This is a genomic window from Sorangium sp. So ce327 (assembly GCF_051530205.1).
Classification (GTDB): Bacteria; Myxococcota_A; Polyangia; order Polyangiales; family Polyangiaceae; genus Sorangium; species Sorangium cellulosum_B.
Genome location: NZ_CP150330.1, coordinates 1,522,636 through 1,549,370, shown reverse-complemented (window position 1 = coordinate 1,549,370; position 26,735 = coordinate 1,522,636). Strand labels below are relative to the sequence as shown.

18 protein-coding genes and 1 pseudogene are annotated in these 26,735 nt (G+C 68.2%); 9 read left to right on the top strand and 10 right to left on the bottom strand.

Annotation, left to right across the window (positions count from 1 at the left end; genetic code table 11):
- Positions 1-381: 381 nt before the first annotated feature.
- Both tnpA and WME95_RS05735 read right to left on the bottom strand, forming a co-directional pair.
- Positions 382-876, bottom strand: a complete 495-nt coding sequence (gene tnpA / locus WME95_RS05740; protein WP_437910955.1) for an IS66 family insertion sequence element accessory protein TnpA — start codon at positions 874-876, stop codon at positions 382-384.
- A gap of 862 nt (positions 877-1,738) precedes the next feature.
- A complete protein-coding gene (locus WME95_RS05735) occupies positions 1,739-2,206 on the bottom strand; it encodes a hypothetical protein (protein WP_437907424.1) in 468 nt (155 codons plus the stop codon).
- A 1,295-nt stretch (positions 2,207-3,501) separates the two neighbouring features.
- Here WME95_RS05735 and WME95_RS05730 point away from each other — a divergent pair.
- From WME95_RS05730 to WME95_RS05710, 5 genes and pseudogenes are all read left to right on the top strand, one after another.
- Positions 3,502-4,665, top strand: a complete 1,164-nt coding sequence (locus WME95_RS05730; RefSeq protein WP_437907423.1) for an IPT/TIG domain-containing protein — start codon at positions 3,502-3,504, stop codon at positions 4,663-4,665.
- A 223-nt stretch (positions 4,666-4,888) separates the two neighbouring features.
- Positions 4,889-8,371: a hypothetical protein gene (locus WME95_RS05725; RefSeq protein WP_437907422.1), complete on the top strand. Its 3,483-nt coding sequence runs from the start codon at positions 4,889-4,891 to the stop codon at positions 8,369-8,371.
- Positions 8,341-12,234, top strand: a complete 3,894-nt coding sequence (locus WME95_RS05720; protein WP_437907421.1) for a hypothetical protein — start codon at positions 8,341-8,343, stop codon at positions 12,232-12,234. Before WME95_RS05725 ends, WME95_RS05720 begins: the two co-directional genes overlap by 31 nt.
- A gap of 400 nt (positions 12,235-12,634) precedes the next feature.
- Positions 12,635-12,742: pseudogene (locus WME95_RS05715) on the top strand (IS5/IS1182 family transposase); the annotation flags it as partial.
- Between the two features lie 476 nt (positions 12,743-13,218).
- Positions 13,219-13,356, top strand: a complete 138-nt coding sequence (locus WME95_RS05710; protein WP_437907420.1) for a hypothetical protein — start codon at positions 13,219-13,221, stop codon at positions 13,354-13,356.
- A gap of 300 nt (positions 13,357-13,656) precedes the next feature.
- Here the strand turns inward: WME95_RS05710 and WME95_RS05705 are convergent, their stop codons facing one another.
- The 6 genes from WME95_RS05705 to WME95_RS05680 form a co-directional block, all read right to left on the bottom strand.
- Complete coding sequence (locus tag WME95_RS05705; RefSeq protein ID WP_437907419.1) at positions 13,657-14,298, bottom strand: papain-like cysteine protease family protein; 642 nt, start codon at positions 14,296-14,298, stop codon at positions 13,657-13,659.
- A 716-nt stretch (positions 14,299-15,014) separates the two neighbouring features.
- A complete protein-coding gene (locus WME95_RS05700; protein WP_437907418.1) occupies positions 15,015-17,558 on the bottom strand; it encodes a protein kinase domain-containing protein in 2,544 nt (847 codons plus the stop codon).
- 515 nt (positions 17,559-18,073) lie between these two features.
- Entirely contained in the window at positions 18,074-19,420 is a 1,347-nt protein-coding gene (locus WME95_RS05695; RefSeq protein WP_437910954.1) for a DUF1552 domain-containing protein, read from the bottom strand.
- Positions 19,421-19,539: 119 nt separating this feature from the next.
- On the bottom strand, positions 19,540-20,331 hold the full coding sequence (locus tag WME95_RS05690) for a DUF1588 domain-containing protein (RefSeq protein WP_437910953.1): 792 nt from the start codon (positions 20,329-20,331) through the stop codon (positions 19,540-19,542).
- Between the two features lie 37 nt (positions 20,332-20,368).
- Entirely contained in the window at positions 20,369-21,007 is a 639-nt protein-coding gene (locus tag WME95_RS05685; RefSeq protein WP_437907417.1) for an NADPH-dependent F420 reductase, read from the bottom strand.
- Positions 21,008-21,035: 28 nt separating this feature from the next.
- Positions 21,036-21,899: an inositol monophosphatase family protein gene (locus WME95_RS05680; RefSeq protein WP_437907416.1), complete on the bottom strand. Its 864-nt coding sequence runs from the start codon at positions 21,897-21,899 to the stop codon at positions 21,036-21,038.
- A 122-nt stretch (positions 21,900-22,021) separates the two neighbouring features.
- Between WME95_RS05680 and WME95_RS05675 the strand changes: the two genes are divergently transcribed.
- The gene (locus WME95_RS05675; protein ID WP_437907415.1) at positions 22,022-22,930 is read left to right on the top strand and encodes a LysR family transcriptional regulator; all 909 of its coding nucleotides are present in this window, start codon (positions 22,022-22,024) and stop codon (positions 22,928-22,930) included.
- Between the two features lie 107 nt (positions 22,931-23,037).
- Here the strand turns inward: WME95_RS05675 and WME95_RS05670 are convergent, their stop codons facing one another.
- Positions 23,038-23,973 carry a LysR family transcriptional regulator gene (locus WME95_RS05670; RefSeq protein WP_437907414.1) on the bottom strand — a complete coding sequence of 312 codons (936 nt, stop codon included), beginning with the start codon at positions 23,971-23,973 and terminating at the stop codon, positions 23,038-23,040.
- Positions 23,974-24,082: 109 nt separating this feature from the next.
- On the opposite strand from WME95_RS05670, the gene WME95_RS05665 reads away from it, so the two are divergent.
- Both WME95_RS05665 and WME95_RS05660 read left to right on the top strand, forming a co-directional pair.
- On the top strand, positions 24,083-24,814 hold the full coding sequence (locus WME95_RS05665; RefSeq protein ID WP_437907413.1) for an SDR family NAD(P)-dependent oxidoreductase: 732 nt from the start codon (positions 24,083-24,085) through the stop codon (positions 24,812-24,814).
- A complete protein-coding gene (locus WME95_RS05660) occupies positions 24,804-25,121 on the top strand; it encodes a DUF1330 domain-containing protein (RefSeq protein WP_437907412.1) in 318 nt (105 codons plus the stop codon). Before WME95_RS05665 ends, WME95_RS05660 begins: the two co-directional genes overlap by 11 nt.
- A 9-nt stretch (positions 25,122-25,130) precedes the next feature.
- Here the strand turns inward: WME95_RS05660 and WME95_RS05655 are convergent, their stop codons facing one another.
- Entirely contained in the window at positions 25,131-25,607 is a 477-nt protein-coding gene (locus WME95_RS05655; RefSeq protein ID WP_437907411.1) for a hypothetical protein, read from the bottom strand.
- 376 nt (positions 25,608-25,983) lie between these two features.
- Between WME95_RS05655 and WME95_RS05650 the strand changes: the two genes are divergently transcribed.
- Positions 25,984-26,730 (top strand): outer membrane lipoprotein-sorting protein, encoded by a 747-nt coding sequence (locus tag WME95_RS05650; protein ID WP_437907410.1) that lies wholly within the window; start codon positions 25,984-25,986, stop codon positions 26,728-26,730.
- The last annotated feature ends 5 nt before the right edge of the window (positions 26,731-26,735 follow it).

Sequence of the window (26,735 nt, the reverse complement as noted above, 5' to 3'; positions counted from 1 at the left end):
CCGCGTTCAACGAGCGACGGTCCGGCCCGAAGCGCTTGACCACGCGAACATCGATGGCCCCGAACTCGCCGGCGTCCACCTCGATCCCTGCGCGCGGAGCGGTCGCGGACCTCGACCCTGCGGCCTGTCTGCTCGAGCGCCATGTAGCGCGCCGTCGGCGGCCCCGCACACCTGCGGCCGCTCCGGAGCGAGAAACGCAGCATTCCTGTCTGCTCCGGCGCCATGTACGACGCCAGCGCGATCGCGGGCGCTCGCCGGCGTCCTCCTCGACGCCCGCGGCCGCTCCGCGGTCAACCAGGGGCCGCAGCGCCGAGCACGCACTCGAGGAGCTCGCCGGCGACGGCCACGAGCTCACGCGGCGCTTCTACCTGAAGGAGATGATCACTTCGCCGAGAGGCGAGCCTCTCGAACGCTCTCGGCGCGCTCATGCGCCGCCGGACGGCGCCGCAGCCCGCGGGATCTTGCGCCGCGCCGCTTCCCGGAGGGAGAAAACCCGCGGTCGTGTGCCTCGTGCTGCGCCGCCCGTGCCTGCCCGCGGAACGGCTCGAGGACCTCGTCGACCGAGAGCCGGCCGAGCGGTGCGCGAGGCATCGGGCCAGTGCTATCCCTATACGTCAGGGAAGTTGTCGCCTCCTCAGGCCGGCAGTCCGGCCCAAGGAGGCGACAACTTCCCTGACGTATAGGGACGACGAGCTCCGCAGCGCTGCTCGTCATGGCGGGCGTCTTCGGCACCAGGCGCAGAAAGCGCGGGGCCTCGGTCCGCGACAGTCGGCTCGACCAGCCGTGCAGCGTCGAAGCCGCAAAGCCACGGCTCCGCGCGAACTCCTCCGCCGTTTCACCGCTCTCGCGCCACGCCCGAACGCGCTCGGACCACATCGCTTCTGTCGCCTTCGTCCTTGTCATGCTCGCCATGATGAACTGGACGGCGCCGCCGGGGTGAGACGGCGCTTCGCGCAGCGCTTACAAACAGGCGGACGCCATGGAGACCGCTACCGTTTCCGGCGACCGCTCGTCATTACCGGTTTTTCTAGCGGGACTGTTCTGCGGGGGCGAACCGCCGTGAGCCATAGCTTTCCCCGGAGTTTCATGGGGCGTGACGACGGATCGCACCGGTTCGAAGGGCATGGACCCAACCCGGGCCCAACGGATAGGCGGTTGCGGGACTGCGCCTGAGCAGCAGCGGCGGCAAGGTTCCGGCGCAGTCCCGCAAACGTCGGGTTGGACCGGTCCGGTTCGCGGCCGGGCGAGGCGGTCGCGAGGCCTGTGGAGATCCTGCCCGAGAAGGCAGGAGGGGGCGGGCTCGGCGGGGCTCGCACGCGGGGTGCATCCCGCCGCCACGGCGTCGGGCGCGGACGTGCCGAGACAGAGCGCGGCGCCGACGCAGGCCCAGGAGCAGCCACGCCGCCGCCGTGGACGGCGCAGAAGACGGATGGATGCCTGACCGCCGCGCCACGGAAGTGGTGTTGTTGCTCCTGCCCAGGTCAGCGATGCTCATGACGTGCCCGGAGGAGCAGCGGAAGAGGCGACGACGCACGACGGCAGCAGTCGGCGAGCCATCGCAGCCTGACCGCAGCGAGGACAGATGGATGAGTCAATCCCCGTGAGCGCGACGAGCAGCGTGCACCAGTCGACCTTGACGACGGAGCACCATCCAAGCTCCGCGGGAGTCCTTCATCTCTCCGACGTAGAGGCGATTCTTCGGCCACGTCATGAATGAGAGACTTCTCCCTACCGCTGCTCAGTCGGGGTTGGTGACACTACAAGGAGGAGAGCCGTCGTAATGCGGATGGGTCCAGGCTCTCCATGGCGTCCATTTTTCACCGGCCATGCGCCAGATATCTCTAGCGCACATAGCATTCGAAACGGGGTCTTTCAATTTCTGTTTTCCGCCGCACATATTCCAATTTGCCGAATTAATCTGGAAGAGTCCAATATCGACCGTTCCGTCACTGTTTGTGTTCTCGACTTCAGTCCATCCGTCAGACTCGTACCGGATGATGCAAAGAGCCTGGTAAGCCAAATTGGGGTGCTGCGGCTGATCGCCCCAGACTCGAGCTATGATGCCCATCTGCTCGTCATCGGAGAGTTTGCGGCCACCGTGCCTGGCCTCCTTCATCGGCGACTTCCAGCGCTCGGTGCAGCTGGTGAGCGAGACGGCTGACGCAAAGCCGATTCCAAGGCACATCAAAAACTTCGACCTTTTCATACGTCTTCCTCTTCTAGAGTTGTGTGCAACATCCACACTCCGGCAGATTCCCGCTCTGGACCGGGAAGAATAGATTCACGAGAGGGCGACCGTGGGTTGGTTCACGGCGTCCTCTTCCCCTTGGCAAATCGGGCGCACCTGGCGGCGCGGTGTGCAAGTCGCCGCTCTTGCATCGGCTCGTGGCTCGATCACAACGAGTCTAAAGTCGGCGATCACCCCTGCAAAGGTCTGATGTCGTAAATGAAAAAAGGAACCCCGAGCTCTTCGGAAAGAGTCAAGCCTCAGTCGGGGAACCTGCCCCGGGTTGACAAACATTGTTCTATACAATCTAATAACCCCTGAAATGCGGCGCCAAGCCAACACTTTCCGTGCATCGAAGGAGCCGTCTTCACTCCACAGCCTTCGGGAGCTTGTCGATAGATTGATACGTCAGGGAGCTTGTCGCCTCCTCCCGATTGATCAGTCCTTCGGCAATAACGCAGGAGAGCAGAGGGGGTTGACATGCTGCTCGCTCCTTCCTTGCTCGCCTCCACCTCGCTCTCGGCTCGCCCCGCGCTCGCCGAGCCGCCACCGGCGCCTCTCGCGCCCTCGGTCACGCTGCCGTCGTAGCCCCCGCCGCCCGTTGCGCCTTGGGCAGCTCCGCTCGCCGGCACACGACGGCGCGGCTCCGGCGTCAGGGGCCGGGGTATCTCTACGGCAGTACGCGCACGGCGCGCGCTGGGCGCGTCGGTCCCCGGTCTCGGTGGCGGCGGCGAGCACACGACACATCGTGCGGATCGAGGCGAAGTAGACACCTCGAATCACGAGCGTTGGAGTGCCTCGACCTCGTCGCGCTGGGTGCATGCGGCCGCCTGTCGAACCATCCGCAGCTTCTCGGCAACCGTGAAGGACCGCCTCTTGCCCGGCTTCGGCTCGGCTTCAACGGTGACGCCGCTGGGGCGGTCAGCAGCGTTAGGCGACGCGGGGCGGGTGTAGGGTTGATCGATCGGAGTTGGGACGGCTTGGGCACGGGTCAGGTCCATTCTCCGCCCTCGGCTCACAGGTTACCAGGAGGAGGCTGTCTCGCTCGACATTGGCACAGAGGGCAAGGAGACGCGGAATGAGAGCTGACAGGCAAGTCTATACCAAGACGCTACCAGCATGAAAAACACCCCGAAATCAAACGGAGTTGATGGTGTGCCAATTCCGCCCACGGCCCCGCGGCGTGGAACCTGCACCCTTATGACGCACGAGAGCGCGCGCCGCGGCGGCCGTTACCTCGCGCGCACTCAAGATGGCCGACGAAGGGACAATCCATGGATATTCCGCCCGAAATGATCGCCGCGCTGGAGAGCCACCGCTACGAGATACTCAATATCAATGGAGTCCTTGGGATCGACATCGGCTTTACAGAGCCTGGTGGCGTGCCGACCGATGACATCGCGATCCGCGTGCTGGTGCCGGACCTCAATAACGTTCCAGCTGGCATCCCCGACGAGCTGGAAGGATTCCCGGTCGTCGTCATCCAACGCAATGTCGAGTTCGACCAGGATCTCGCGCGCTACGACCCCGTCCAGGGGGGCATTTCGGTGGGGCGCAGTGCGGGCATCCTCGGGTTCTCAGGCACTCTTGGTGGGATTGTTCTAGACGCCACCACCAAGGAGCTGCGCGGACTGAGCTGCAGGCATGTCCTTTGTCACGACCCTTTCGCCGTGGGAGATGTGATCCAGCAGCCGGAGCCCACCTCCAGCGTGGTCAATCACCTCGGCACGCTCCTCCGGTGGTCCCAGTGGACGCCTGGCGGGCCTCCGTGGCCGCCGGGCACGCAGCTCGCCTACTCCGACGCCGCCATCTGTACGATCGACCGCGTCGTGGGCTGGCCGACGATCGTGGACATTGGTCCAGCCATCCGCACGGCCACCCCTCGTCTGAAGGACCGCGTGCGCAAGCGCGGCAGAACCACCATGCTCACGCACGGGATTGTCAACGCGGTGATGCGCACCCACCTCAATCAAGAGGGGGTCATGCTGTTGGATGATTTCGAGGTGCGCGTCGACAGTGCCCTGTCCACCGTATGGTCGGATCACGGCGACTCGGGCTCCCTGGTCGTCAACGACACTGGCGATGTGGTCGGCCTCAACTGGGGTAGGGATCGATCGACGGGTATGGGATGCGTGAACTACATCGGCAGTCTCGCCACGGATCTCGGCATCTCGCTGGACTGGCCGATCCCGCAGATCTGGTTGATGACGCCCGCCGAAGGCTCGAGCTCCGGGGGAGAAACCGTCGTCATCTCCGGCGTTGGTTTCCAGCTCGCCTCCGAGGTGAGGTTCGGCGGAGTCCTCGTTCCAATGTTCTTGCGCCAGGGAAACAGCGATAATGTGATCGTCGCCACCACGCCCCCTGGGACGGGCACCGTGGAGGTGACGGTGACGGCGCCGGGCGGCACGTCGCTCGGGTCGACCTTCACGTACGTCTGACGCGGGACGTTTCGTCCTTCGCATGAAGGCGGCGACCGGCTCACGGCTGGGGCGCACCCGACTTGAGAGCGGGCTCGATCGGTGGATATTTCTCGTGGTGCTCGACGTCGGCGCCGTTCAGATCCGTTGAAGAACGGTTCGGCGATACCACGTCCAGGCCTGGCGCCGGCGGGCGCGGGCTGCACAACATCATCTTGGAACGACGCTTGCCAGTAACTGCAGCATGGCACGCAACGCCCGCCGTCGATCCCGCGCCCGTAAAGCGCCGGCACAGAGCGAAGACGCCGGCGCGCGATCCCTCTCGGTCGACGTCAGCGTGTTCGTCGTACGTCCCGAGGACCTGTGCGTACTGAGTCTTCGATTCATCAATCTGCGCAGCGACGACGGCGTGAACCTTCGGAAGGTGCGCGAGGGCGAGCCGAGCTTCGTCGTCATCGAGCTTCCCCCGCAGCACATCGCGGAGAGGGCGATATTCAAGGCGCAGAGCGTGCCGCCTCTCCCAGTCCCCCATGTCATCGCCGGTCCGTCGCAAATCGTGTATGAGCACCGGGGCGGAGTCCTCCCCTATTTCCTGGAGCTCCTCCTCCGGGATCTCTCGCACGGCACGCTCAGCGTGCCCGCCAACGCCAGGCCGCCGACCCTGCACGCCGCGCCCGTGTTCTCCGAGCCGCCGCCATTCTCCGAGGGATTTACGACCTTGCTGATCCGGGACAGCCGGGCCCGCACGGAGCGCGCCGTCGACGCCGAGCTCGGGGGCGGCGAGCTCCGCAACGTCGTCGATAGCCGTCCAACCACGCCGCTGGCGGCGCCCGCTCCTCACGAGACGGCGATCGAGCTGCCAACGCGCTTGATCCTCGCCCCCCACGTCGGCTCGGCCTTCGCCCACGTGAGGAGGCCCTATCGGCCGGAGGGCGCGCGCCGCGTCGAACTCTGGAGCACGCGCCTCGGCACGCGCGTCTTCGACGAGGCCGGCTGGCACGTCGATGAACGAGGCGGCGGCGGGAACAGGGTGCGCGCGGTGTGGACGCCCGACCTTACCGGCGCGCCGCCGCCGCCGTTCGAGATCCTCCCGAAGGCCGAGCATCGCAAGGCCATCGTCGAGCAGACCGCGCTCTTCCAGAACCCTGCGCGACCGGGGTACGAGCCCGTCGCCATCGAGGTGAACAGGCTCGCGCTCACCGCCCTGGGCGCGTCGTTTGACGCACACGTGCGGTTCCCCGACATTGATCCTGCAAACCCATTCCCCGTGGAGGAATGGAGCCACATCGCGACGATGGGACGCGACGAGTACGTGCGCGTCGTGAGCCGCGGCTTCCTCTCGTGCGGTCACCAGGCCACGATCATCGAGATCGCCGAGAGACGGCTCTCGCCGGCGGGCGCGGTCGACGCCCCGGTCGCCATGCTGGTGCAACGTCGCATGCTCGTCGTGCGCCAGCCATACCTGGACTACACGGGTGAGCCGGGGGGTGGGGCGGGCCCCTTCTACAAGGAACGGTTCAAGCGACGGTTTCCCTTCAAGAGCATCCGCATCACGACGACGACGACACCCGACCTCAGCAACGCGCCTCCCGAGGGGAGGGGGTTCTGGCCCGAGGTCGGCGGCAAGCCGTTGCTGTTCACGTGCGTCGCCCTCGACGTCGAGGGGAACGTCCTGCGCTTCGACGCGCCGTTCGCGTATTTTCCGGCGGGAGCGGAGAACGAGCACGACGTCCTCGACGAGGAGGGCGCACCGCGCAGCACCGCCGCGCTGCGCAGCCAGCGCTTCGCGGTCGCGCAGGCGAAGCGCCCGGGCGACACGGTCGTCGACACGACCGCGATCCGGTTCGGCGTCCTCTGGGACCGTGAGCACCTGTCGAACGGCGCGCGGTTCGTCCCCGTGGTCGCGAGGGTCACGGCGTCCATCCCTGCGCTCCGCCAGTGCGCCGGCCTGAACGAGGCGCGTGAATTCCGATTCCCGGACCCGTATCTGTGGGTGGGCTTCGACGCCGCGACAAACCCCCAGGAGCTATTCCTCCAGCTCGTCGACGAGCCGCCGCTCGATCTCGACTTCAGCAGGCAAAGCGATCGCTCCGGCGGCTTCGTGACGCCGAACTTGCAGATCCGCGGCGTCTCGCGCATTTCCGGCCCGTATGCGGGCACCGTGACGTCCGCCACCGGAGAGCTGCCGGCGACCGCCGACATCGATCCGAAGGAGTACTTTGCTGGCGTCCTGGGCCGCGAGGCCAAGCTCTTCGGCGTCATCAACCTCGCCGACCTCATCGTGAAAGGCCCCCTCTACGAGGCGGCGCCTTCGTTCGCCGCAGACGCGTTCGACGAGCTGCAGTCGTTCCTCATGGCCCTCGCGCGCCTCGAAGTTGCGTTTGTGGCGCTCCAGACCGCCTTGCAAGCGGCCTCGGGAGGCACGGACGTCGGGAGGGTGGCGGACGCGATGAATCAGTTGTCCGCGTCCGCCGAGCGCGTCTATGCCGACCTGGAGCAGGGCGCTGCAGGCTTGCAGCAGCTCGCGCAGGGCGATCTGGACATGTTCGTTACGGCCTCGGGCGCTCTCGCCCGCGCGCTCGAGCTCGACCGCGCGACCCCGGGCTCGCTCGGCCTCTCCCGACAAGCGGCAGAGGACATGAACGCCAGCCTGCGAGACGTCGCGCGCTTCGCCGGCGACACGCGAGCGTTCATAGGCCGCTTGCAGGGGGCGACGCAGGCCGTCGAGAACGCCAAGGGCCTCACGACGCGCATCGACTGGCGTCCGAAGATCCAGAAGGTCGCCATCTTCGACCCTAAACGCGCCGACGGCCTCCTGCTTCGCGCCGAGATCCGCGCCAAGCAGGTGGGCGACAAGAGGGCGGGCGTCGATCTCCTCGCCTGTCTCGAAGACTTCACCCTGGACCTGTTCGGCAGCCCATCCATCATCAGGATCCCGTTCAAGCGGCTCCAGTTCAGCATGGAAGCCGGCAAGAAGCCCGACGTCGACTGCGTGCTCGGCGACATGGAGTTCCTCGGAGCGCTCGCGTTCCTGCAGGCGCTCCAGAAGCTCATCCCGTCCGGCGGCTTCAGCGATCCGCCCTTCATCGAGGTCGACACCTCGAGCATCCGCGCGGGCTTCACGCTGGCCTTCCCGAACATCGGCCTCGGCATCTTCAGCCTCGAGAACATTGCGCTCTCCGCCGAGCTACAGATACCGTTCCTCGGGCGTTCCCCATCGTTTGCCTTCGCGTTCTGCTCACGAGACAACCCCTTCCGGTTGACGGTCTCGCTCCTCGGCGGCGGCGGCTTCTTCGGGCTCACCGTCGGGATGGGGGGCCTCGAGATGCTCGAGTGCGCGCTGGAGTTCGGGGCGTGCGTCGCGATCAACCTCGGCGTCGCGAGCGGCTCGGTGTCGCTCGTGGCCGGCATCTACCTGCGCATGATCGGCGACGGGACCAATCTCTCGGGCTACGTGCGCATCCGCGGTCAGGTCGAGGTCCTCGGGATCGTCTCGATATCGATCGAAGTGCGGCTCGAGCTGGGCTACGAGACGTGGCCCAAGAAGCGCGCTTATGGGCGCGCCGAGATCATCCTCGAGGTATCCATCGCGTTCTTCAGCATCAGCGTGAGCGCGAGCTGCGAGAAGAGCTTCTATCCGGACAACAGCGATCCCACGTTTGCAGAGCTCATGGCGCCCGAAGGCGACTACGTGCCTTGGAGGACGTATTGTCTGGCGTTCGCCTAGCGCTGCGAAATCCCGTCCACGAGTCAGGAGACCTCATGCTCGCATTAACCCTCATGTGCACCGCCCTCCCGCGCCGCACCCGGAACGGAGCGCTGGAGCTCACCGCGTTCCTGTCGATGCGGCTCGAGCCGGGTACGGCCGCCAACTACCCGTTCCTGAGCTCGTGGCCGGCGCAGCTCTCGACGGCGCAGTTCGTCGTCCTCTTCTCGGATGGAACCAGCGCGGTCGCGCGGGCGACGCTCGCAGGAGATCGCGCCGTCTTCGAGCAGGTCTTTCCGCTCTCGACGCCCATCCGCGACTACCGATCGGAGAGCCTCGTGAGCTCGGGCGAAGCGGTCACGTTCGACGCTGCGGGCCTCGACGCGCTCGTGCGCGACGTGTACGCGACGGTCGCGGCCGACCCCGCCACGTCGTCCGCGCCGCCGCGGCTCGCGGACTCGGCTCGCGTGAAGGATGTCGTCTGGGAGATCGGGCCGCTGGTCCGGCGCCGGATAGCGCGGGAATCCATCGACCCCCGCGACCTGTCGCCGGAAGCACGTTTGGCTCACGAATTCGAGGAATTTCATGGGCGCTACACCCCCCGGCAGCAGCTTCCCCTGGGCGATGTCCAGCCATTCGACTTCCACGAGCGCGCGACGCTGCTCGGTGACTTTCCAGCGCTCCTGCGCAAGTGCGGCTTCGCCGTCGACCTGACGGTCGATGATCCGGCCGTGATGGGCGCGCCGCCGATCGGCGAGCTGACCGTGACGGTGTCCTTCGGCTCGGCCATGGATCCCACGCCGACGATCCTCGCCAACTCCACCGCCTATGAGCTCGACGCCGCGCGCGGCGTCTTCCGCGCCGCGCCGCGCACGGCGTCCAGCGACGTGAGGGAGGGCATGCTTCGGCTCGGCGGCGGAGGCTGGTCGCTGGCCCAGGGCGAGCTCGACGGAGCCGCCTCGAAGCTCATCGATTTCTGCGCGAACACCTACAAGCGAGCCGTCGAATGCCCGGCGGCAGAGCGCGAGCCTGTGGCGCTGCCGGCGCTCGCATCGGGTGGGTTCACCGTGTTTCGCGCCGGGCGCCTCGATGCGGTGCGCGCCGCGCTGGACGAGTGGCGCAGCCGCGATCAGCACGTACGACAGGGGCGGCCGTCGCCGGACGCGCTCTACGCCGAGGACCTCGTGCGGGGGTACCGCATCGACGTGCAGCGCAACGACGAGCCATGGCGGTCGCTCTGCCGCCGCGCAGGCATCGTCACGTTCCCCGACGCGGCGCTCCAGATCCCCATCGACGACGAGGGCTATGTAAAGGCCGCGAGCGCCTCGGTGACGCTCAACGTCGACGGGCACCCTGAGCGCGTGAAGGTGCACGAGGCGACCTTCGGCTGGGATGGATGGTCTCTCTGCGCGCGGCGCCCGGGGCGGTTCATCGGCGAGCCGACGGGCGCCCCCGGCGGCGCACCCATCCAGCGGCTGCACAGCGTGACGCCTCCGGGCGCGGGCTTCTCGATGGGCACCGAGATCGACGCCGCGCCCGGTACGCTTCCGCGCCTGCGCTTCGGCGACAGATACCGCCTGCGCGCGCGCGTCGTCGACCTCGCGGGCGACGGCCTCTCGCTCGCGGAGGGCCTCGAAGCATACGCCACCCCGCGACAGACCTATCTGCGCTTCGAGCCAGTGCCGTCCCCCGTGCTCGTGCCGCGCGAGCGCATGGTCGAGGGCGAGTCGGTCGAGCACGTCGTCGTGCGCAGCATCGTCGACGACGAAGCCCTCGCGCACGCGTTCCCGGCCGTCTCGAAGGACAGCTCCGACCGTCACGTCGCGCCGGCGAAGACGAGCCAGGCGGAGGCGGAGATCCACGGCGTCTTCGACGCGTTCATGACCCGCGACATCGAGGGGGCTTATCTGCTCGCGCTCCGCGAGGAGGGCACGTTCCTCGATCGCGAGGTCCGCCTCTCGGACGGCCGGACCGTCCCTGTCACCGACATGGAGATAGTCGCGCCGCCCGGCGTGTCGACGAGTCCTCCCCGGGTGCGGGGAGACGGGCTCGCGCCGGGCGCCTACGTGATCCACAAGGGCGAAGAGGTGCGCGTGCCCTATCTGTCGGACGCGTTCGCCAGCGGCGTGTCGCTGCGCGCTCCGTTCGGCGACGTCGCTCGCGCCTTCGAGGGGAGCTGGCCCGGCGTGCGCGCGACGCGGCTCCGCGTCGTCAAGACGAGCGGCGCGGTCCCGACGATCTCCGCGGGCACGGGCTCGACGCCGATCGAGATCGCGCTCCCGCCGGCGACCATCGTGCGCGTCCAGGTAAGCTCGACGATGCGCGCGGACGACGTCTCCCGCATGTGGGTCTTCGGCCTCATCGAGGAGCGCGCCTCGGCGGCGAACGTGGCTCGCTCGCGACAGCTCGCCGTCGACGGACGCATCTGGATGATGACGCCGGCGCGCGAGCTCACCCTCGTGCATGCGGTCCAGAAGCCGCTGCGCGCGCCGAGGGTGACGGGCGCGACGCTCTCCCGCCCGCTCGGCGCTACCTGGGTCGATTGGACGTCGATCGCGCTGGACGTGGACGCGCACAGCACGGGCGTCGTCGACGTCACTGCGGAATGGACGGACGTCGTGGACGCCGGCGGAGTCCGTGCGGACATCGCGCGCAGCGGTCACGCGTGTCACCTGCGTGTCCCGTATGACGACACGACTGGCATCTACCCCAAGGAGGCGCCCGAGCCCGCTGGATGCCGTAGAGATGAAGGTGGAGGCGGGCCGCCGCCGCCGCGGATGCGGCAGGAGATCGGCGACACGAAGCACCACGCGGTCAAGCTGCGGGCCACGGGCACGACGCGCTTTCGCGAGTACTACCCGCGCGACCTGTGGCTCGACGAGCGGAACCTGGAGAGCGTGGGCGCAGTCTCCCCGCGCGAGGAGGACGTCCTCCACATCCCGAGCTCGACGCCTCCGGACCCGCCCAAGATCGCGTACGTGCTCCCGACCTTCGAGTGGAAGGAGTCGAGCGAGAACGCGCGCCAGCGCGTCGGCGGCGGGTTGCGCATCTACCTCGAGCGCCCCTGGTACGGCACGGGCGCGGGCGAGTTGCTCGCGGCGCTCGTCCCGGCGAGCGGCCAGAGCGTGAGCGCGGACGACGCGAAGTACGTCTCGCAGTGGGGACACGATCCGATCTGGTCGCCGGCCAACCGCAGCACTCTCCCGGCGCAGCTCACCGCGGCGCACTTCGTCAAAGCGGACGGCGATCCCTTTCCGATGACGGTGAGCGCGCCCCTCCTGCTGCCCGAGCAGCCCTCGCTGCGCGTCGTCGCCGTCGGCTTCGAGCCCAAGTTCAGCGATGAGCGCGGCCTGTGGTACGTGGACGTCGAGCTCGACGCTGGGACTGCGTACTTCCCCTTCGTGCGCCTCGCGCTCGCGCGATACCAGCCCCACTCGATCGAGTCGTCTCCTGGCGCGCCGGGCATCGCACTCTCGCGCGTCGTCCGGGCCGACTTCGTGCAACTCACCGCGAACCGGACCGCGACGCTCGCATACGACGTCGCGCGCACCGCCGTCGTCGTCACGGTCGCAGGCCCGACAGCCTCGAGTGCCGGTCGCGCGGAGCCCGGCGGCGCGCACCGCGTGTCCGTGGTCGTGCAGAGCCGGCCCCCGCTCGGCAGCGATCTCCTGTGGCGTGACGAGCCCGGCGGCGTCGACGCGCTGCCGCTCTCGGGGCTCGGCGGCGACGGTGTCGCGATGTGGAGCGGGACGGTCCCGCTGCCCGCGCGCGTGGGCGAGCGCGAGTACCAGATCTTGATTACGGAGCGGGAGATCTACGCGGCCGAGCCGGGCGCCGCCGAGCGCGCGCGCATCGTGTACGCGGACGCATTCCCACTCATGTGATTCGGCCGCTGCCGCCAGGCTGAGCTCGATCGGCGTCCGATGAAGCGAGGGCCGTGCGCGCAGGCCGCCAGGCCCCGCAGGTTGTGGAGTGAAGGCAGCCGCTTCCATGCATGGATAAATTATCAATATAGCGTCTTTCTTCAGGAGGGTCGGATCGCATAGAAGAATGTTCCGTCAACCGAGGGCAGGTCCCGCAGTTAGGGCTTGGTCTCTGGCGGCGAACCCCATCACGACGTGGCGCCCGCCGAGCCACGGCAAGGCGATCTCGGCCGCATTGAAGCGTCGGACCGGGGGAGGAGCCAGGCTCGACGCGCTGGGGAGGCCAGCACGACGAGCAGCTGCGAGGGCGTGAGGATCAAGTCGGCGTCGCGCATCAGCACCCAGCGCCGCAGCGTGCGCGGGCTGGATGAATCGCTTCCGGTGGTCGAAGCGCGCCGACACCTACCTCGCCCTTCTGCACTTCGCCCGCGGGGTCATTACCTGGCGCGCGGCCGGCCTACAGGGATAGGTTCTAAGTCAGTCCGCAGCCTACTATCCTTCCAGATTCGCCCACGTCAGACCTTGCCCATGGACGTTGGCTTGCATCACGTCGCCACCATGCAGACACTCATGAGATCCAGGTACAAGGCCACACACATCCTGCGCTGCGCCGTTACACTCGCGCTATTTGTGTACATCACGCGCGCGTGGTCACTATCGGAACATGCATTTGCTGTCGCTGATATGCCAAATGCGAAATCCGAATCAAAGTTTAACACAAGTACGCCTCAACAGGACGGAGCTCCACCATCTGAGCCTATACCAGAGCCGGTCGAGGAAATCTATTGCAGTGGCTGCTGCGAGAGTCAGTGCTACGCAACCTACTGCCCGTCCGGTCAGGAGTGCTTCCTGAGTTGCGTAGGTCCGTACATTGGCATGTTCTGCTATGCGCCGGCGTAGCTGTCCGATCGCACCATCACCCGCCGCGAATAATGAGAGTCATTCTTGAACCCAGGTCCCGTCCAGGTGACCTTCCTCGCCCCGCGTGCGGTCACGCCGGGAGCCACGAGCGTCGTCATCGACGCAGCCGAGCTCGCGAAGATCCTCGAGGGCATCACGCTTACGCCGTCTAAGCTGCGGTGAGATATCCGCCTCGCCGAGGCTGCACCGCCGCCAGCCTTGTGTCCAGGGAGTGCCTCGGTCGCAACCGCATCCCTACGCTCGCGGAGCTCCGGGCCCGCATCCAGCAGTGGAATGCAGCCGCGGACCGGGCTCGTCGCAAGATCAACTGAACCTTCACCGTCGGCGACTCCGAGCGGATTATCGGATTCGACTGGTTCAACAGAATCGTGTCAGAGCACTGGCCCATGGCGCTGCGACCGGTGGCACCATGACTCAACAACCTGCTAGACAGCTCGGGAACTCCGCGAATTCTCCGCTCTGCTACCAGTGAAATACCTGCGGATAAGCGAAACCGGTTGACGTGATCACGCTCTCGTACTGTACCTCGAAGGCGTAGAACGGTTCGATGACGATCCGTCCCGGCAACGGATCAGCCAGATGCATCTCTGTCCCGTCCTCAGTGCCATCCGTATCGATGCCCTCCAGGACCAACATGTGTGTGGTGGTGGCGCCTGCGCCCGGGCTGCCGTAGTTCACGAGAATTGGTCCAAACCCCCGGATGAAGTCGATCCAGCTCTGCAAGTTATAATTGACTGTCGGTTCAACGGCGAGGCGCGCGTCGGTCGCGAACCCGGATATCCAGTGCCAGGGTAGACCCTCACCACGATCGAATCGATCTATGTATTGGCTCTGGTTCCTTAGCGCGGTCAGCGTATCGCGGATCGGAAGCGAGCGCTGGTTCTTCCAATTATAGATGATGGCAAAACCGGCTGCCCAACAGGTTATCGTCGATGTCTGAGGGACTACCGCAAGCGGTGGCACGACGTGATAGCTCCCAGCGGTCGCCGCGGGCGCCGTGGACCGGCCTGCTGCGCGCCCGCCCTGCTGGGTTTTCCGGTGCTTCGACATCCTAAGGGGGTGAACGATCTGTCCAATGGGCGCGCAAACTCTCTTTTTCGGCATTGGCCTTCTCCTCTCCGAGCAGAATAGGGCTTGCGGGTTCGGCCGTGGACGGCTTCGCGCCGACCAGTGCCGCCGCTCTCATGATCCTGTTTAGTGCGAGCGGACTCGAGCGCAAGTGGCGATCCCGAAGCGCGATGTCGCGTACCGTCGCCGGTTCAACACGATCCCGAGGGCCTACGGTAATCTCGAGGGGATGAACGACTCCGGCCTCGACCCCGGACTGACCGATGACCATGAGGCGGAGCGAAGAAACGAATGACTCATAACGATCAAGGCGGACACGAACGTCTCGCCAGCCAAAGCGACCTATTAGGACGACTTGAACCGCGAGCGCGTCAAGCGAGAGTTGCTCGACAAGATCGGCGTGCTTCTCGGCGAGGAGGGCGGAGGTGGCCGACATCCGCGACGGCCCGAGCGTGCCTAGGTAGACGACGGCGTCCCCGAGTTCGTGCCCGGGGACCTCGACATCGGCTAGGTGCGGAACGGCCGTCCGGCGGCCCGACGCCCGCGCCGCGGCGAGGGACCGCGCCGATCGGCTCCGGCGCCATGCGCTCGACGGCAGCCGCGCCGAGTTCCTCCTTAGGCGGCCCGACGCCCGCGCCGCGGCGAGGGACCGCGCCGATCGGCTCCCGCGCCATGCGTTTCGACGGCGGCCGCGCCGAGTTCTCCTCGTCGAGTTGCTGGATGGTAAACGACCACAGCCCCGAGCGCGTGCTCTAGGCGCGGCGATCCGAAGCCGCGCCCTTGACGACCCGCGACCCAGCACCGGCACGGGCGCGCGCCCATGGCCCCGTACAGCTCCCCCGGCCTCCCCACGCTTGCCGCCCAGGCTGCCGGCCACAGCAGACAACCATTCGAAACCATTCAGAATTATTTTTGCGTCTCCGAATTGTTCTCCCCTTGCAGAACACCTCGCCGAACAGGCTCGCCGCCCGGAGGACCCGCCGCGCCTCGGGCGCGAGCGCCGAGAGGCGCGCCTCCACCATGCCCAGCACGGTGTCGGGCAGCGCCGCCCCCCGCCCCTCGGCCACCGCGCGGATCAGCTCCTCGATGTAAAACGCGTTCCCTCCGGACCGCTCGGCGATCGCCGCGGCCTGGGAGGGCTCCACGGCCGCACCGAGCATGCTCTGCACGAGCTCCGTCGCTGCGCGCCGCGAGAGCTCGTTAAGGCGGATCTGGTGGGCATTGCGCGTCGCCCACAGACGCGGGAAGACATCGTGCACGGAAGGCCGCGCGAGGGCGATCACCGCGAATGGCCGGTCATCAAGGTCGCGCAGCGCCGCGTCGACGATCTTGATCGAGGGCGCGTCTCCCCAGTGGAGATCCTCGAGGATCAGGAGGACCGGCCGGGTGCTCGCCACGGCGGAGGTGAGCCCGACGTACGCCGCCTCCACCTGCTCGGCCATGAGCTGCGGGCTCTGCCGGGCGGCGCGCAGGCGAGGGCTGTCCTCGTCCGGAAAGGGCGCACCCGCGAGCTCTCCCAGGAACTCCGTCATACGACTTGCCTCTTCGCCCGCATGAAAAACGGAGACGAGGTGCTTTATCTTGTCCTGTTGAGCGGAGAGCGGCTCGCCGGCCGTGATCTGGAGAGGCCCACGCAGCGCCTCCGACAGCAGCGCGAAGGACGAGCCCGCGCCGATCGCGTCGGGGCGGGCCATCGCGAGCGCCACGGTGGGGTGGCGCCCCCGGACCACGCGGACGATCTCCTGCCGAAGGCGCGACTTGCCCATGCCAGGGGGCGCCGTCACAAGGACCGCGACCGGGCGACGCTCCTCGAAGCTCCCCTCGATCAGGTCGACGACGCTCCGGAGCTCCCGGTCTCGGCCGACAAAAGGGCTCGGCTTGCCGAGGAGGGTACGCGGCTCGTCCCCGATCTGACTCTCGCGGTGGAGCAGGAAGCGACCTGCCTCCTCGACGACCTGAAAGCGCGGGTCCAGCAGCGCTCGGGTCACGTCGTCGATCCGCACCAGCACGCCTCGTCCCTCGAGCCCGCGTGTCTCGTCGAGCAACGCCGCCGCCCGCTCCAGGGCCTCTCCCACGGGCAGACGGTGGGTCGCTTCGGCGCGGCCCGTCACCAGCACGATCGCGGCATCCGTCGCCGCCCTCACCCAGAGCGCGCAACGCGCCGCCGCCGCCGCTTGATCCGTCGCGCTGCCCTCGCTCAGGAGCGCCGCCACGACGACGCCGTTCGCGAGCTCCTCGACCCGCGCCCCCAGCGGCACCGCCGCGCGCTTCACCGCCTCGACGAGGCCCCGCGACGCGCCCTGGGCGGGCCTCGTCGCTCCGGTGGTCCTCACCTCGCCGGCGGGAGCCGTCCGGGCCTCGACGGCGGACTGGCCGTGAGCCGAGGCCACCGCCACGATGGATACGAGCCGCCGCTCCATGCGGGTGATCGATCGGGAACCAGCGCCTATTTCGGCGCGGCTGCGCGGCTCCGCGTCCGACCCCAGCGATACGAGGGCCTCTATCACGGCCGCCCCGTCGGCCGGGCGCTCCGAAGGCTCCTTCGCGAGCATCCGCGCGACCAGGTCGGCGAGCCAAGCGGGCACGTCCGGCCGGAGTTCGCGCAGGAGCGGCGGCTCTTCCAAGAGGAGCTTCGCGAGCAGCGCCATCAGGTGCTCGCCCTGAAATGCAGGCGTGCCGGTCAAGCACTCGAACAGCACGCACCCGAGCGCGAACACGTCCGCCGGCGGGCCCACCTCGCGCTCCGTGCGTGCCTGCTCCGGGGCCATGTACCCGGGAGTCCCCAGGATCGATCCTGTCTGCGTCAGGCGCCTCGTCGCTCCTGGGTGCCACGCTATCCCGAAATCGAGCACCTTCACCTGCTCGACCTCGCCGCCGACCAGGAGCAGGTTGTTCGGCTTGATGTCCCGGTGAACGACGCCGAGCGCATGGGCCTTTGCGAGGGCGCTCGCGACGCGACGGGCGACGAGCAGGCTCTCTTCGAGGTTCAGGCCCGCCCCGTCAAGCCGGTCGGCGAGCGTCTCGCCGTCGAGCCACTCCATCACGAGGTAAGGTTCGCCCGAAGGCTCGAGCCCGTGCGTCACATACTGCACGATGTGCGGGTGCGAGAGCCCCGCAAGCACGCGCGCCTCGTGACGAAACCTCGCCGAATCGCGCTCGCTGACGCGGGTGAGGAGCTTGAGCGCCACGGGTCGACCCGTCGTCCGGTCCAGCGCGCGCCACACCGTCCCCATTCCCCCCGTGCCCGCGCGGTCCACCAGCTCGAAGCGGCCGCCGAAGAGCTGCCCCCTGTGCATCGAAGGAGGAGCGTGCCGCAGCCGGGGTCAACACTCAACAGAGATTTACTCGCCAAAGGCGCGATGAGGCGCTTCAGCCCGCTGGACCTCTTCAGGGACGGCCGACCAAGACGTGGGGCGGTAGGTCGACCGGAGGCATGCGGCGCGCTCGTTATGCGCCACAAGTACGCGTGTGTCTCATCGCCGATTTCATCCCTGGAGAAAGAAACCGTTCGCCGCACGTCGGAGAGAGCGCACTCGATCTGGCTCAGCCAGGGAGCGTGCCTGCGGGTGAAGAGCAACATCCAGCGCGGCTCTCCTCAAGCCAGTCCATCACCTCGTCGACGATGCAAGGCGATGTCGCCAATGGTATTCATTGTGCCGTCTGGCTGAGCCATGTCCCCCCGACGGACGGTATCGGTCAATCGGTCCGTGTCGAGGAGTAGGCCTTCTGAGCGTGCCCTCGAGGTCTGCCCGCTGCGTGGTGCCTCCAAGCGGCTCGCCCGGTTTGGCTCGGACGCGCCTCGTTCTCGCTGCTATGTCAGGTTCGTGAGCGGCCCGGTGCAGTGCTCCGGGGTGCCGAACGTGGTCCGGGGGTCGCCGAACAGGTTCAAGATCGACACGAGCAGGTTGTTGTGCGGAAGGTTCTTGTACCGGAGCCAGCGCCCCGTACGCAGACCGCCGCCGCCGCCGGCCAGCAGGAACGGCATGTTCGTCTTCTTGTGGCTCGGCGGATCCGAGATCTCGGAGCCGAAGAAGACGACGCTCTCGTCGAGCAGCGAGTGTCCGCCCATGTCGACCTTCTCCATCTCCTGCAGGAGATAGAGGTGCTGCTTCGAATACCAGTTGCAGATGAGCTCGCACTCGGCCGCCCTGAAGCCGCCGTCGTGCTGGTAGTAATGGTGGTGCTCGCTCAGGTTCAGCCAGGGGAAGGTGTGCTTCGCCTCGGTGTCGCTCCACTGAAGGGTGCCGACCGCGGTGATGTCGCAGGCGAGCGCCATCACCAGCATGTCTGTCATGAGCTTGCCGACCTTGGGGATCGCCGCGTCGGTCGACGTGTCCTTGATCGAGCCGTTGTCGGCGGAGTTGCGCCCCGTGCGCGGGTTGTAGTCGGACGTGTCGACCTTCGCCGGCGCCTGGCAGGCGCCCGCCGCGGTCGGCGCCTTGCTGAGGCTCTCCTCGATCTCGCGGATCTTGGTCAGGTGCTGATCGATCTTCTGCCTGTCAGCGGCGCCGAGCCGCGAGGACAGGGCGGAGTAGCGCCGGTCGAGGAAGTCGAGGATCGACTGCTTCCGCGCGAGACGACGAGCAGCGTCGTTGTCGGCGCCGGGGTTCAGCGTGCCGAAGAGATCGGTGAAGATCTCCACCGGATCGATGCGCGGCGGGATCGGGCTGTAGGGCGCGTCGTTCTCGAAATTCGCGATGTTCATCGGAGACAGCAGGCCGTGCGATTTCCCGGTCGCCCAGCGCACCGCGATTTCGAGGCTCGCCTTCGCCTTTTGCCCCCCCGAGATCCGGGAGGCGATCACCTGATCGATCGACGGCCCGCTCCCGTAGGCGCGGCCCGCGGCGCCGTCCTGCGGCGTGCCCGTGAGCCAGGCGATGATCCCGGCCTGGTGCTGCTCGCCGAGCCCGCTCTTCATGTCGAGGCCGTCGACGACGAGCAGCCGGCTCTGCACCGGCGCGAGCGGCGCCAGGATGGGGCTCAGCGTGAAGCTCGTCTCGGAGCCCGTCGGCCGCCAGCGGTCCATCACGGTCCCGCCGGGCGTGTAGACGGCGAGGAAGCGCTTCGCGGGGGCGGCCTGCGCGCGCGCCGTGGGCTCGGCGCCCATGATCTCCAGCCACGGGAGCGCGATGGCGATGCCGCCAGCACCTCGCAGCAAGGCACGCCGGTTCAAGCGAAACGTCGAGCGAAACGTCGAGCGAAACGTCGAGCGAAACGTCGAGCGAAACGTCGAGCGAAACGTCGAGCGAAACGTCGAGCGAAACGTCGACATAGCCGTCACTCCTCCCGGGGAGCCATGGTGTGGAAGGCGTCCGTCTGTGTGAGCTCGATGAGGAGCTGTTTCACGTTGTATCCGGACGTCTTGAAGGCGGCCGTGACGGCCTCTCGTGTGCACTTGTCCTCGGCGCGCAGCGTGAGGCCGTAGGCGTATTCGATCCAGTGCGTCGCGAAGCAGCTCTGTACGTCCTCCGTCTCGGCGAGCTTGCGCACCAGCTCGATCGGCCCGCTCACCGTCCCCTCCGTGCCTGGCACCGAGCCGCTCGCGTCGATCGCGACGTCGTTCTCGGTCGCGCGGAACAGCCCGACCGCATCGTAGTTCTCGAACGAGAAGCCGACAGGATCCATGAACTGGTGGCACGTCGCGCAGACCTGATCCTCGCTGTGCTGACTGAAGCGCTCCCGCGCCGTCTTGCCGGTGTACGGGTCCGGCGGCTTCACCTTCTCCAGGATGTCGCCCGTGGGGAGCGGGATGACATGGCACATCAGCTTCTGGACCACGAAGGAGCCGCGGACCACGGGGTTCGTCATGTTCGAGTGCGTCGTCCCGGCCATCACCCCCGCCTGGGTGAGGAGCCCGAGGCGCTGGGTCGTATCGAGCTCCACGCGCTGGAACGCGTCGCCCGTCACGCCGGAGACGCCATAGAACGCCGCGAGCGGGCCGTTCATGTACGAGTACGGGGCGGTCAAGATGGATGGCCAGGTGCCGGCCTGCTCGAAGATCTCCTGCTCGGGGAACCGCTGCGTCTCCTCGCGCACCAGCGAGCCGATCGTGCGAGAGAAGGTCGGGATGGATTGGGCTCCAGATCCGTGATGCGCGTCGTCGCGTTTACCGGGCGAGCGCGACGGCGAACGGCGCGAGCCCTCGCCTTCGCAGCACGGAGGGGACGAGCAAGGCGACCGCCTCGGGGCCGCGAGCGGTCTCGATGTCTCCGAGATCTTCGATCCAGTCGGCCGGCCAGCCCAGATCGCCGAGCAACCGCCCGACGACCGCCTTCGCGCCCTCGTCGTTGCCGGAGAGGAACGCGGTCGGGGCGGCGCGCAGGCTCGTGGGATCCGCCATGACGGTGAACAGCATGGTATTCAGCGTCTTGACGACGGCCGTCTCGGGCAGCACAGCCTGCAGGCGCTCGGCGACGCTGTCGTTCGGGTAAAGCAGGCTGCCGGGGAGGCCGTCGCGGCCGCGCAGCGTCGCGTTGGAGACGTCGACAAGGATCTTTCCCTTCAGCGCGTCGCGGAGGGCGCCGAGCCGCTCCACGCTCGTGTCCCCGGGGGTGGCGTTGATGACGATCGCGGCCAGGCGCGCGGTCTCCGCGTGATCCCTGAAGTCGACGCGCCCTCCCGACCATTTCAGCGCCGCCTGCGCCGGGTCCCTGGTGCCGATCGTGACGGCGCGCCCGGCGCCCGCGAGCTTGTTGGCGAGGACCGTGGCGACACGGCCCGAGCCGAGGATTCCAATGTTTCCCATGAGTTGATCCATGTTCAGCCTCCTCCTCTCATCGGATGGTCGACAGGACGCCTACCGCGCCGGCGTGGAGCCCGGGCGCTGCAGCCAGGAAGTCCTCGCTGGCGAGGCTCCACCGCTCCCCGCGTGTGTCCGTGACCGCGCCCCCGGCCTCCGCGACGAGCAGCGCCCCGGCGACGAGCCCGGAGCGGATCTGGCTGTACTGCCAGAAGACGTCCATCCGGCCGGCCGCGACCTGAACGAGCTGGAGGGTGGCCGGCACCGAGACGCGCAGGACGAGCGCGCTCCCGAGCATCGCGGTGACGGACATGCCGATCCGCCGGTAGGTCTCCGCGTCCTCACCCGGCATCGCCTGGCCGGTCCCGACGAAGGCGGCGCCGAGCTCCGTCTTCGCCGACGCGCGGATCCTCCTCGTCCCGAGGTACGCGCCGGCGCCCTTCCGGGCGGTGTACGTGTCGCCGGTCAAGGGCAGGTGCACCGCCGTCAGGACCGGCTCGTTGTCGCGGACGAGGGTCGCCGTGACGCACCAGTCCGCCATCCCGTGAACATGGTTGATGTTCCCCTCGACGGTGTCGGTGACCCACCACTCCCCCGGCGGGAGGGGCCCGCACTCGAGCTCGTCCTCGACCCACCGGGCCTCCGGGCGAGCGCGCGACAAGGGCTCGCGGAGCGCCTCGAGGGAGACCGCATCGTTTTCGCCGAGCGCGGCGAAGATGTCCTCCCGGCTCCTCGGGCGCGGCTCTGTCGAGAAGCGACCGACGAGCCGCTCGCCCGCCGCGGAGAGCGCCGCGACGACCGCGGGCAGCAGGAGCTCGTCCTCCGCGCGGCCCGGGCCTCGGTCTCGCCACATCACATCGTTGTTCCTCTGCTCGGAATGCTCGGAATGAATCGACATGAATCCTCCTCGGACGAGCGGCGCGCGCGTGGTCGCAAACCGCTGAGCCACCGTGCGGAGGAATAAACCCTGGACGACTCATACCGTCCAATGCATAGTTGCTATGAGGAAGAATTACCGCCATGCATGTGGACCTGAACCTGTTGCCGGCGCTGGACGCGTTGCTCGAGGAGAGGAGCGTCAGCGCCGCGGCGGCCCGCTTGCACCTGTCCCAGCCCGCGATGAGCCGGACGCTGGGGCGCATCCGGGACGCCACGGGGGACCCGATCCTCGTGCGCGCCGGCCGGACGATGGCGCTCACGCCCCGCGCGCTGGCCCTGCGACAGGAGGTCCAGGCCATCGTCCAGCGAGCGCACGCGGTGTTCGCGCCCGAGCGGGAGCTCGACCTGGCGAGGCTCGATCGGACCTTCACCGTCCGCTGCCACGACGCGCTCACGACGGCGCTCGGTACGCGGCTCTTGCGAGCGGTGCAGGAGCAGGCGCCTCTCGCGAAGGTCCGGCTCCTGGCCGAGCCTGCGGGAGATACGGACGACCTGCGCCAAGGGCGCGTGGATCTCGAGATCGGCTCGACGGAGCCCGCGCTCCCCGAGATCCGTGGGGAGCTGGTCGGCGAAGATCGCGTCGTCGTCGCCCTCCGCCGGGCCCACCCGCTCGCGCGCGGCCGGCTCACCGCCAGGCGCTACGCCGAGGCGCTCCACGTCATCGTCTCACGCCGTGGCCGTCTGCGCGATCCGATCGACGAGGCGCTCGAGGCGCTGGGGCTGCGGCGGCGCGTCGTCGCGGCGGCGCCCACGTGCTCGGCGGCCATCCATTTCGCCCACGAGAGCGACCTCGTCGTCGCGCTGCCGGCGCGCGTCTGCGGGCCCATCGTGCGGGCGCTGGGCCTCAGCACCCGTCCGCTGCCGCTCGACGCGCCGGAGCTCAGGATCGTCCAGCTGTGGCACCAGCGCTGCGAGGGCGACAAGGCGCACGCATGGCTGCGCGGACACACGCGCGAGATCCTCCGGGCGATCTGCCGTGGAGAGGCGTGACCCAGCAGCAGCGTGCCGGTCGGCCGGCGCTCGCGGGCATGGCGTCGACCCGCCTGGCGAGCGCGCTCCGCCGCCGGAGGTCGGGCCGGCGCGGCCCTCAACCCCTCTCAACCCCTCTTCCGGCGGCGCGGGGCCTTCGCGGCCGCCGCGGGTGCCCCGGCGCCGTGACCGCAGCGCAGCAGCGCCTCCCAGAGCGCCTGCGCGACGACGCCGTGCGGGCGGTCGCGGCGGCGGATCACGAAGAGCTCCATGGTGTCGGCCACGAACTCGGGGACCTGCAGCGCCACGAGCTCGCCCGCCTCCAGCGCGCCGGCGGCCACGTGCTCGGGCAGCCCGCCCCAGCCCATGCCCGCGAGGAGGACCTCCTTCTTCGCCGCGACGTCGGTGACCGTCCAGCGCAGGCCGCCCTCCAGCACGTTCAGGGACGGCGAGGAGCTCCCCCTCGCGCTGTCGCGCAGGATGATCTGCGCGTGCGCCCGCAGCAGCGCGGGCGGGATCGGCGCGCCGCAGGTCGCCAGGGGGTGATCGAAGCGCGCCACCGGGATCACCCGCACGTCGCAGAAGCGCGCCGTCTCCACCGCTGAGCCGTCGATCCCGAGCTTCGTGGCGACGGCGAGATCGGCGCGGTCCTCGCGCAGCGCGTCGGCGGTGCCCGCCAGCCGCTCGGTGCCGAGCTCGATGCGCACCAGGGGATAACGCACCAGGAGCCCCCGGAAGATGTCCATGATGGGGCCGAGCGGCGTCACCGCGTCGACGGCGAGCCGCACGATCGGCTCCACCTTCCTCGAGAGGCGCATGCCGAAGCTGCGCAGCGCCTCGGTGCCCTCGATGACGGCCGCGGCGCGCTCGTGGAACAGGCGGCCTGCGTCGGTGAGCGTGGCGCGGTACTCCCGGCGATCGAACAGCTCGATCCCCAGCTCGCGCTCGAGGTTGCGCACCAGCTTGCTCACGGCCGGCTGGGACTTGTGCAGCCGCGCGGACGCGGCGCTGAACGTGCCCTCGCCCGCGACGGCGAGGAAGGCGACGAGCTGATCGTAGGTCATGGCGGGGCCCGCAGGATCAAAACCTGGAGTTATGAAGTCGATAGAAACATACCACTTTCTCGGTTCGAGGGACGGTCCTAGGTTGTCGGCGCGAAAGGAACGACACTCCATGTCCACCAGGATCGATCGCGTCATCATCACAGGCGCCAGCAGCGGTATCGGCCTCGACCTCGCCAGGAGCTTCCTTGCCGAGGGATCGAGCGTCGTCATGAACGGCCGCGACCCGGAGAAGCTCGAGCAGGCGCGGCGGAGCCTCGACGGCGGGGCGCGCGTCGTCGCCGTGCCGGGCCACGTGGGGGATCGGGCCACGGCGCGGGCCGTCGCCGCGGCCGCGCGCGAGCGCTTCGGCGGGGTCGACGTGCTGATCAACAACGCCGGGATCTTCGGCGTGAAGCCGTTCCTCGAGAGCACGGAGGAGGACCTGGAGCGGTTCTTCACCACCAACGTGAAGGGGACGTTCCTGATGACGCAGGCGGTGGTGCCGCTGATGATCGAGGGCGGCGGGGGCTCGATCATCAACATCGGCACCGTGCTCGTCCAGCAGGCCATGGCGCGGATGCCGGCCTCGGCCGCCATGGCCAGCAAGGGCGGCGTCCACGCGCTCACCGTCTCGCTGGCCGCCGAGCTCGCCGCCCACAACATCCGCGTGAACACGCTGGCGCCCGGCATCATCCGCACGCCGCTCATCGGCGAAGGGGCCGATTCGATGGCCTCGATCCACCCGCTGGGGCGCATCGGCGAGGTGCGGGACACGACGGAAGCGGCGCTGTTCCTGGCCAGGGCCGGCTTCGTGACCGGCACGACGCTCGACGTGGATGGAGGTTACTCCCATGGGCGCTGAGGGCCGACAGCACGTGCTCCTGGTGGGGCTCCAGATGGCGGACGAGACGTCCTACGCCCGCTACCGCGCCGGGATGATGCCGATCCTCTCGTCCTATGGCGGCGCGTTCGGCCACGATTTCGTCGTGGCGCGCGTGCTGAAGGGGGATGAGCGGATCAACCGCGTCTTCACCCTCCTGTTCCCCGACCGCGCGACGCGGGAGCGGTTCTTCGCCGACGCGCAGTACCGCGCCGTGCGCGCCGAGTTCTTCGAGCCCGCGGTCGCGGCGACCTTCATCCTCGGCGAGTTCGAAGCGACGGCGGAGTGAGCTGCCTCCTCAAGGCGTGTAGACGATATCGCCGTCATCGAAGAGGCCGCCGGGGATCGAGACGCCGACCGCGCCGTAGTAGTTCACGTCGACGGCGTCGACGCCCGCGCCTGGGCTGCCGAGGTCAGAGAAGGTGAAGCGGTTCGCCGCAGCGAACGCGCCGCCCGAGGTCCAGCACGTGCCATGGCCATCGAAGCTCCAGCTTCCGCCGCTCACGGTATGGGGACGGAAGCGCAGGTAGCGGCAGGTGACGGGGGCTTCGCCGGGATTGTGGATGATGATCGTGAAATGCCCCCTGAGCGAGCCGTCGACCTGCTGGCTCACCGAGCCCATGAAGCTGGCATGGCCGCGCACGCCCCATCCGGAGAGCGTCGGCAGCGGCCCGGCCGCCGCAGGGGACGAGAACGCGGTGACGGCCAGGCCGGCGGCCATCGTGAGGGACATGACGAGGGAGCGTGTCTTCTGGGTCGTGTTCGTGGGCAGCATCGGTTCTCCTTGGTCATTGCAGCGTCGTAGCAGCGTCGTCGCAGCGAGCCTCGCGGGAGGCTTCCTACGTGCGGAGAGCAGGCGGACACTGGCATGAGGCGTACCAGGGCCCACGAGGCGAGCGGGTCGCGCGGGGGCGGCTAATTCAGCCGAGATCCTGGGACGGGCGCGGCGCGAGGAACGCGGGATGGAGGGACGCGCCTCCATGTCCGGTGGTGGCTCGCGGCACCACCGGGGCGCGGGCCGCCGTGCGCAGGATTGACCTTGCGGACGCCATGTTCCTATCATGCCTATCCCCCGCGCTCATGCAGGTGGAGCCGCGACGGCGGCTCCGCCCCGGCAAGCGGCGGGCCCCACCAAGCTCTCCGAGGTCCCGATGAGGTTTTCGCGCTTCGTTTCCATCCTCGCCATCGCGGTCGCGCTCGGTCTCTCGCACGCCCCCGCGGCGCTGGCCGACGACGCCGCCGACAAGGCCCTGGCGGCGACCGAAGCGGCCATGAACAAGGCCAAGACGCTCTACTTCGACTACGAGGCCAAGACGGCGGAGAGCGGCAGACCCGACAAGACCGTCGGCATCAACGTGTGGATGAAGGGCGAGAAGCGCCTCGCCGAGTTCACCGCTCCGGCGGACCTCAAAGGCACCAAGGTCCTCATCCTCTCCCCTACCGAGATGTACGTCTATCTGCCGTCCTTCGGCAAAGTCCGCCGTATCGCCAGCCACACCAGCGATCAGAGCGCCTTCGGCATGGCCTTCAGCCAGGAAGACCTGGCCACCCAGAAGTACGGCAGCTACACGCCGGCCGTCAGCTCCTCCAGCGGCAAGGAGGTCAAGCTCACGCTCACCCCCAGGAGCGGCCAGACGACCTCCTACGCCAAGATCGAGATGACGATCACGAAGGACAAGAACGTCCCCAGCGAGCTCAAGTATTACAACACCGAGGGCAAGCTGGTGAAGACCGAGACCCGCACCGGCTACTCCTGCGACGGCGACGTCTGCACCCCCGGCACCCTCAAGATGGTGGACCACACAAAGAACCTCACCACCACGCTCACGCGCAAGAAGGTGAAGGTGAACGAGGCCATCAACGACGACACCTTCTCCAAGCGCAACCTGGAGAAGTGAGCGAC

What these genes read in the sequence shown, in the direction of transcription:
- tnpA (WP_437910955.1), bottom strand. Translation starts at nt 876, where the DNA reads ATGTGGTCCGAGCGCGTTCGGGCGTGGCGCGAGAGCGGTGAAACGGCG.
- WME95_RS05735 (WP_437907424.1), bottom strand. Translation starts at nt 2,206, where the DNA reads ATGAAAAGGTCGAAGTTTTTGATGTGCCTTGGAATCGGCTTTGCGTCA.
- WME95_RS05730 (WP_437907423.1), top strand. Translation starts at nt 3,502, where the DNA reads ATGGATATTCCGCCCGAAATGATCGCCGCGCTGGAGAGCCACCGCTAC.
- WME95_RS05725 (WP_437907422.1), top strand. Translation starts at nt 4,889, where the DNA reads ATGGCACGCAACGCCCGCCGTCGATCCCGCGCCCGTAAAGCGCCGGCA.
- WME95_RS05705 (WP_437907419.1), bottom strand. Translation starts at nt 14,298, where the DNA reads ATGCCGAAAAAGAGAGTTTGCGCGCCCATTGGACAGATCGTTCACCCC.
- WME95_RS05700 (WP_437907418.1), bottom strand. Translation starts at nt 17,558, where the DNA reads ATGCACAGGGGGCAGCTCTTCGGCGGCCGCTTCGAGCTGGTGGACCGC.
- WME95_RS05685 (WP_437907417.1), bottom strand. Translation starts at nt 21,007, where the DNA reads ATGGGAAACATTGGAATCCTCGGCTCGGGCCGTGTCGCCACGGTCCTC.
- WME95_RS05680 (WP_437907416.1), bottom strand. Translation starts at nt 21,899, where the DNA reads ATGTCGATTCATTCCGAGCATTCCGAGCAGAGGAACAACGATGTGATG.
- WME95_RS05675 (WP_437907415.1), top strand. Translation starts at nt 22,022, where the DNA reads ATGCATGTGGACCTGAACCTGTTGCCGGCGCTGGACGCGTTGCTCGAG.
- WME95_RS05670 (WP_437907414.1), bottom strand. Translation starts at nt 23,973, where the DNA reads ATGACCTACGATCAGCTCGTCGCCTTCCTCGCCGTCGCGGGCGAGGGC.
- WME95_RS05665 (WP_437907413.1), top strand. Translation starts at nt 24,083, where the DNA reads ATGTCCACCAGGATCGATCGCGTCATCATCACAGGCGCCAGCAGCGGT.
- WME95_RS05660 (WP_437907412.1), top strand. Translation starts at nt 24,804, where the DNA reads ATGGGCGCTGAGGGCCGACAGCACGTGCTCCTGGTGGGGCTCCAGATG.
- WME95_RS05655 (WP_437907411.1), bottom strand. Translation starts at nt 25,607, where the DNA reads ATGCTGCCCACGAACACGACCCAGAAGACACGCTCCCTCGTCATGTCC.
- WME95_RS05650 (WP_437907410.1), top strand. Translation starts at nt 25,984, where the DNA reads ATGAGGTTTTCGCGCTTCGTTTCCATCCTCGCCATCGCGGTCGCGCTC.